At 64.0% G+C, this 6,000-nt stretch carries 9 protein-coding genes; all 9 read right to left on the bottom strand.

Annotated elements, in window-relative coordinates; genetic code table 11:
• Positions 1-264: 264 nt before the first annotated feature.
• The 9 genes from ybaL to ACDELDRAFT_RS04350 all read right to left on the bottom strand — a co-directional run bounded on the left by ybaL (position 265) and on the right by ACDELDRAFT_RS04350 (position 5,919).
• Complete coding sequence (ybaL, locus tag ACDELDRAFT_RS04390; RefSeq protein ID WP_005793842.1) at positions 265-1,998, bottom strand: YbaL family putative K(+) efflux transporter; 1,734 nt, start codon at positions 1,996-1,998, stop codon at positions 265-267.
• A gap of 403 nt (positions 1,999-2,401) precedes the next feature.
• A complete protein-coding gene (locus tag ACDELDRAFT_RS04385) occupies positions 2,402-2,677 on the bottom strand; it encodes a hypothetical protein (protein WP_005793840.1) in 276 nt (91 codons plus the stop codon).
• A gap of 79 nt (positions 2,678-2,756) precedes the next feature.
• A complete protein-coding gene (locus ACDELDRAFT_RS04380; protein WP_005793838.1) occupies positions 2,757-2,945 on the bottom strand; it encodes a hypothetical protein in 189 nt (62 codons plus the stop codon).
• On the bottom strand, positions 2,942-3,847 hold the full coding sequence (locus ACDELDRAFT_RS24950; protein ID WP_005793836.1) for a Gp49 family protein: 906 nt from the start codon (positions 3,845-3,847) through the stop codon (positions 2,942-2,944). The genes ACDELDRAFT_RS04380 and ACDELDRAFT_RS24950 overlap by 4 nt, the downstream gene beginning before the upstream one ends.
• Before the next feature lie 46 nt (positions 3,848-3,893).
• The gene (locus tag ACDELDRAFT_RS04370; RefSeq protein ID WP_005793834.1) at positions 3,894-4,412 is read right to left on the bottom strand and encodes a hypothetical protein; all 519 of its coding nucleotides are present in this window, start codon (positions 4,410-4,412) and stop codon (positions 3,894-3,896) included.
• 46 nt (positions 4,413-4,458) lie between these two features.
• Positions 4,459-4,773 (bottom strand): hypothetical protein, encoded by a 315-nt coding sequence (locus ACDELDRAFT_RS04365; protein WP_005793832.1) that lies wholly within the window; start codon positions 4,771-4,773, stop codon positions 4,459-4,461.
• A 2-nt stretch (positions 4,774-4,775) separates the two neighbouring features.
• Positions 4,776-5,054 carry a hypothetical protein gene (locus ACDELDRAFT_RS04360; protein ID WP_005793830.1) on the bottom strand — a complete coding sequence of 93 codons (279 nt, stop codon included), beginning with the start codon at positions 5,052-5,054 and terminating at the stop codon, positions 4,776-4,778.
• Positions 5,051-5,620, bottom strand: coding sequence for a lysozyme (locus ACDELDRAFT_RS04355; RefSeq protein WP_005793828.1), 570 nt, complete (start codon positions 5,618-5,620; stop codon positions 5,051-5,053). The genes ACDELDRAFT_RS04360 and ACDELDRAFT_RS04355 overlap by 4 nt, the downstream gene beginning before the upstream one ends.
• Positions 5,617-5,919 carry a holin gene (locus tag ACDELDRAFT_RS04350; RefSeq protein ID WP_040328065.1) on the bottom strand — a complete coding sequence of 101 codons (303 nt, stop codon included), beginning with the start codon at positions 5,917-5,919 and terminating at the stop codon, positions 5,617-5,619. The genes ACDELDRAFT_RS04355 and ACDELDRAFT_RS04350 overlap by 4 nt, the downstream gene beginning before the upstream one ends.
• Positions 5,920-6,000 lie beyond the last annotated feature (81 nt).

Here is a 6,000-nt window from a genome sequence, read left to right as displayed (position 1 = left end):
AAGCATGGGAGCATCTCATCAAAGACAAGAGCACTCCCTGCCGGATGCATAAGCGCTGCAGCACGATTCGACCAAAAAACGTTACCGCAGGCGCCCCCTGTTGCCCTGCCGCCGCACGCCCCTCCCACAGCGTTGCGTGCGAATTTCTTCTGGCCACCCACAGGTGTGCACACTGGCGACGCAACCAAGTGCCCGGCAATCCGTTCAAAAACAATAGCGCATGGCGCTTGCTGCATAAGCGCTACAGCCAATTTTCTCCGGAATTCAGGTCGATCCCGGCAGTCCACCTGACGACGTGGCACGGGCGGCCCGCGTTGCGGCGCGGGCGAGCACATGGCCCGCAATGGCCTGGGCCAGCGTTTCCTCGCCCACGAACACCGTCGTGTCGCAGTCTTTCTCGATCCGGCGCGCCTCTTCTTCGCCACGGCTGCGAACCACCGTCTCGATCGCGGGGTTCAGCATGCGCGCGGTGGTGATGATCTGCTGCACGTCAAGCGTGTCGGGCGCGGCGATGACGAGCATGCAGGCCCGCGCAATGTGGGCCTGCACCAGCACGGCCGGGTCCACCGCATCGCCAAAAACGGCCGCAATGCCCCTGGCACGCAACCGCTCCACCACCTCGCGGTTGTGCTCTGCCACGACGAGCGGAATGTCGTGCGCAGCCAGAACGGCTGCGATGCGCCGCCCCACGCGGCCGTACCCCACCAGCACCACCTGGCGCGCCAGATAGCGCTCGTCCGTGGTGCTGGGCAGCTCGGCCAACGGGTCATCGCGCTGCTCGAGCCGCCGCGCAAGCGCCGAGCGCGCCAGCAACCACTTCTGCAGCGGCGCCATTGCCCGGAACACCAGCGGATTGAGCGCAATGGAAAACAGGGCCCCCGCCAACACCAGGCTGGCGCCTTCGCGCGGCAGCAGGCCCAGCGACGTGCCCAGCCCCACCAGGATGAAAGAGAACTCACCAATCTGCGCCAGGCTTGCAGAAACCGTGAGCGCCGTGTGCAGCGGATAGCGAAGCGCCAGTACCAGCGCGGCAGCCGCCAGCGACTTGCCCACCAGAATGATGGCCACCACAGCCAGCACCTGCAGGGGCCGCTCCCACATGACGGACGGATCGAACAGCATGCCCACCGACACGAAGAACAACACTGCAAAGGCGTCGCGCAGCGGCAGCGACTCTTGCGCCGCACGGTGGCTGAACTGCGATTCGCGCATCACCATGCCGGCAAAGAACGCCCCCAGCGCGAACGACACCCCAAAAAGCGCCGCAGACCCGAAGGCTATGCCCACGGCCGCCGCCACCACGCACAGCGTGAACAGTTCGCGCGAACCCGTGCGCGCCACCTGCCACAGCACCCACGGAAACACCCGCCGCCCCACCACCAGCATGAGTGCCACAAACCCGCCCACCTGCAACGCCGTCCAGCCCAGGGTGGACCAGACGCTGGCCGCCCCCGGCGCCGCCGCGACGCCGCCCAGGCTGCCCGCCAGAGGAGGAAGGAGCACCAGGACCAGCACCATGGCCAGGTCCTCGACCACGAGCCAGCCCACCGCGATGCGGCCGGTGTAGGTGTCCAGAATGCCCAGTGCTTCCAGCGCCCGCAGCAGCACCACCGTACTGGCCACCGACAGCGAAATGCCAAAGACGAGGGCCGCGCCCAAGTGCCACCCCCACCACGATGCCACCGCCGTGCCGAGCGCGGTTGCCACAAGAATCTGCACCACCGCGCCCGGCACGGCGATCTTGCGAACCGCCAGCAGGTCGCCCAGCGAGAAATGCAACCCCACGCCGAACATCAGCAGCATCACGCCAATTTCGGCCAGCTGGCTGGCCATGGCCGCGTCGGCCACGAAGCCCGGCGTGAACGGGCCAATCACCACGCCCGCAAGCAGATAGCCCACCAGCGCCGGCAGCCTTGCACGCGTTGCCGCAAAACCCAGCACCAGGGCCAGGCCCAGCGCGGCAGCGATGGTGTTGATCAGGTTGACGCTGTGCGGCATGGTGCATGCGGCCAGGTGGCCTGTGGGTGGGCAATGGCCCCGTTATAACGGCATTCTCCGCAGAGGGTGAAAAAAGCCCCCGGCCCGTCCCCGAGCGGGCAAGGCCACGCAAGGCACGGGTTATGATCCACCCCCTCAGGTCGCATGCCTGGCAGCGCCTTGGCGCCGTTTGCCAGATGCTCAGCGCCGTCTGCTGCCCGTAGCTCAACTGGATAGAGCAATAGCCTTCTAAGTTGTTCTGCAAATCCAGTATCTATGCGGTCTGCAGGCCGTTTCCCGATACGCAAAGCTGTATGTTCAATCAGCTATTTAGGGCGCATTCTTTCGTTTGAAGATGTGATCTTGCGTATCAAAAAAGCCCGCATTGCGCGGGCTTTTTCATTGGCGAACTGGATTCAGCAGATCAGATCGACGGGCACATCCGCCAGGAAGGATGCACCGTTGGTCGTCGCTTGAGCACGCGCAGCACGAACGCCTTGGCTGCTACCAACGCCACGCGCGGCTTCTCCTGGCCCGGTGCCTTGGCCTGCGGCTTAAAGGGCTCCACCCAGGCACTGAGCAGGCAGTCAAAACCATAGCTCACGGCGGACACCACACGGTCTGCAGCGTAGGACACGGAATAGGCGGCAGCCAGAAAAGCGGCGGCGAGAGCGGAAAACAGGATACGGGAGCGGGTCATGATGGATCTCCAGAAAGTGGTGCCGTGGCTACCGGCGGTGGCCCCTTGCCGTGGCGGGGAATCTCAAGGGTGGTTGCCCCTATCGGCTGACCTCGATATTCACGAGGCTGCCCTTTGGCAGTTCATGGGATGCGGTGGTGCAGGACGCGAACAGGGCAATGACGGCGATGGTCAGCAACTCGCGGGAAGGGTTACGCCCCAATGAAAGAGACACCACGTAACCAATGATCGCCACGGCCGCAACGGCCACCAGTGCACCGGGGATCAATTGCCCGCTCCTGCTTGGCTTGGGCGTGGGGTGCCGGCAAGATCCGCAGCGGCATCCGCATCGGTGAGCACCGGGCGGGCCAGTTCGTCGCGCAGGCGGAAGCCCAGCAGCTCGTACACCTTGCCAACGGCCTGGGCGCGCGCATCCTGGCGGCCGCGCTCGGTGCTGTGCTGCGCCGGGTCGATGGCGCCGTAGTTGACGCCAACCACCTTGGTGCCGTTGCGCAGCACCAGCACGCAGAAGGTCACGGCGTCCAGGCGGCTCGATGCCCAGGTATCACCGAAGTCGTAGGGCTTGGCCACAGCATCCGTATGGGATGCGCCTTGCTCCGCGGTGAAGAAGTGCTCGCGTGCGATCTCGGCCTCAATGCCCGAAGTAGTCACGCTCGGGCCATTGCTGGCCTTTGCCTGGATCTCGCGTTCCAGGGAGTCTTGGCCGGGGTCCACCACGGGGAGCGCGACAGGCGTCACACCAGCATGTGGGTCGCGGCATTCCAATCCACCCCGGCGAGAGCCCTTCACGGCGCCACAATCGGCACAGAGTTGCCCGCCATACGAGGAACTATGGCGCCAGTCATGCGAACTTTCATTGCTGGCGACATCCGGCACTGCTTCATAAGTCGCCTCGAAAATGTCGCGCTTGCAAGGGTAAATCTCGCCCTTCACTCCAGTGATGAGCATGTCATCGCGGCCCATCTTCATGGTGCCTTCCAGCGTGGGGATCAGGTAGCAGTCGTCGTTCTCGTGGGTAATCGGTTGGCCCGCGTAGCTGAACGACCATGGTATGCCATTCACGATGTTCGACTCGCGGCCTTCGGCCTTGCATCGCTCCGTGCCGTGGGCCACGAGCTGGTCAAAGGTGATTGCCGTGATGACGACAGGCTTCTTGCGAAATTGGGTCATTGTGTTCTCAGGGTGTTGACCCGGCAGCCGGCCGGGGCGGGTTCTGTCAGGGCTCCATCAGCGCCCGGTCGGTGTCAATCTGGCCGCGCAGCAGGACTACTTCGGCGTCTCGCTTGGTAAGAGCTGCTCTGTGCTCTGCAACCACTGCTGCCCCCTCGACAATGTGGCGGTCGAAGGCTTCAAGTCGATTTGCAAGATCGCTGCGGGAAGCGGCGTCGGCTTGGGCTTGCGCGCGATAAGTGGCGGCTCTGCGCTCGGCGCCGAGACGCAGCCGCTCAGCAACAGCAAGATCAGCGCGAGCAATGGCATCGCGCACGGGTTGCGAAATCGTGAAGGCATCGGAGTTCTCCTGTGTGTCCTGGGCATGGGTGGATTCCTTGCCGGCGGTCTTTACCTCGTCGGCGCGGGCTGCCTCTGAGCGTTTCAGGGTGGCTTTTGCAGTGCTGGCCTGCAGATCCTTGTGCGCGATTTGTTCGCTGTGCAGGCGTACGGTCTGCACCACCAGCAAGGTGCCCAGCACCAGGGCGGCAGCTATGGCGCCGTAGGCTTTGAGCTTGTCGAACATCACAAGCCCCTCCACCAGTACCACCACATGGCGAACAGAATTGGGTTCATGGCGCGGCCTCGCATTCCTTGCTGTCGCGGTATCCGTTGCGCGCCTCGGCAAAGCAGGCGCGCGTTGCCGCTTCCGATTTCGCGCCTTTCCGTCCGCAGGACTCCAGCAGGTCGCCGGCTTCGACATACCAGGCCGGGGCCATGTCAGCCTCGGCAGATGCGATCTGCAGCAGTTCACAGGCGCTGCGGGCGGTGCTGGCGGGGACCACAGTGCAGCCAACCATCGGAACGAGTAAGCAGGCAATTACCCCGAGGACGATCAGCGTGCGGTACGTGCAAATGGTGATGAACAGCCTCTTGTCTTTTGTCATGGTCAGTACCTCTGATAAATGCCGCAGTTGGCGCACAGGTGGCCGTCCGGCGTGAGATAGAAAAGCTGGTTTCCGCAGCCGCACTCGCGGACCATCTGGCCTTCGGCCGGGTAGAACTCGAACTTCCAGCGTCCCAAATGGGCGTGGCAGGCTGGGCACTCCATCTGCGTTGTGCCCGTGGGCGCAGCTGCGGCCCACTCGTGACGGCAGCCAATGCAGAAGGCCTGGCCAGCGCCATGCTGCTGCTCCAGCTCTGGGCGTTTAAAGGGGATGACGCTCATAGATCCGCTCCGCACTTCTGCGTCTCGTCGGCTCGCCGGTTGGCCAGGCCCTGAACGAACGTGAAGACCTTTTTTCCGGTCTTGGGGTCTATGCGGCTTGTGAAACTCCAGACCAGCGTGCCGTCATCGCCGCGGCTGATGCGCTGGCACCCGCGCTCCCACTCACCACGGGCCCATGCGGCCATGGCCCCGCTTCCGCAGGTGGCGCTGGCGCCCAGGTTCCAGGCGTGGCTGCTGGCCATGTCGAGCACGCTGGGTGGCGGCAGGCGCTTGAAGCAGGGGAGCACAGCGCGCTGAACACGCTCCAGGGCATTGGCTTCTTCCACCACGCACTTCTCGTCGGTCCAGTGCTCGCCAACGACGATCGGTGTGCTGGTGACGTGGCGCGTGAGACCGTTGCACACGGTCGGGATACCGCCGGCCAGCTTGTCCGCATAGACGACCAGCACGCGGGCCTTGCCGCTTTCCCACTGCTGCAGATGGTCGATGAGCGCAGGTGAGAGCAGCGTCACGAAACCGCCCAGGGCCGCAACCCAGATCACCTTTGGCTGGATATTCGCGCTCATTCGTCAAACTCCAGGCGCCCTAGGTCGGTATCGCTGGTGGGTGGAATCACACCGCTGGCGCGCATGATGTCGATGCGTATCTGCCGCTCCTGCTGGCGCAAGGCATGCTCGTCAGTCTGGCGGCGGTTTGCTTCGCGCTTGTAGTACCAACTCACCAAGGCGCCAAGCAACGCGATTCCAATGCCGAAAAGCCCGATTGCTTGGGAAGATGCCAGCCAGCCAAGGAACCCAACGACAGCGCCGCCGCCGGTGGTACGACTGCCAGCCGTGGCAAGGGTGTCGATGGTTTCTGTTTTCATGAACCCGGAGTGTTCCGGGCATAACATGTGCGGTCGAACCAGAGTGGGGGGATACGGCTTAGATGTGGTTTCCGACAGGGT

The sequence above is a fragment of the Acidovorax delafieldii 2AN genome (assembly GCF_000175235.1).
Taxonomy (GTDB): Bacteria; Pseudomonadota; Gammaproteobacteria; order Burkholderiales; family Burkholderiaceae_C; genus Acidovorax; species Acidovorax delafieldii_B.
Note: the sequence above shows the minus strand (reverse complement) of the source record. Positions and strands in the feature narration are given on the sequence as shown.

Excerpts from the sequence above, each read along its gene's own strand:
- ybaL (WP_005793842.1), bottom strand. The coding sequence starts at position 1,998 with ATGCCGCACAGCGTCAACCTGATCAACACCATCGCTGCCGCGCTGGGC.
- ACDELDRAFT_RS04385 (WP_005793840.1), bottom strand. The coding sequence starts at position 2,677 with ATGACCCGCTCCCGTATCCTGTTTTCCGCTCTCGCCGCCGCTTTTCTG.
- ACDELDRAFT_RS24950 (WP_005793836.1), bottom strand. The coding sequence starts at position 3,847 with ATGACCCAATTTCGCAAGAAGCCTGTCGTCATCACGGCAATCACCTTT.
- ACDELDRAFT_RS04370 (WP_005793834.1), bottom strand. The coding sequence starts at position 4,412 with ATGTTCGACAAGCTCAAAGCCTACGGCGCCATAGCTGCCGCCCTGGTG.
- ACDELDRAFT_RS04365 (WP_005793832.1), bottom strand. The coding sequence starts at position 4,773 with ATGACAAAAGACAAGAGGCTGTTCATCACCATTTGCACGTACCGCACG.
- ACDELDRAFT_RS04360 (WP_005793830.1), bottom strand. The coding sequence starts at position 5,054 with ATGAGCGTCATCCCCTTTAAACGCCCAGAGCTGGAGCAGCAGCATGGC.
- ACDELDRAFT_RS04355 (WP_005793828.1), bottom strand. The coding sequence starts at position 5,620 with ATGAGCGCGAATATCCAGCCAAAGGTGATCTGGGTTGCGGCCCTGGGC.
- ACDELDRAFT_RS04350 (WP_040328065.1), bottom strand. The coding sequence starts at position 5,919 with ATGAAAACAGAAACCATCGACACCCTTGCCACGGCTGGCAGTCGTACC.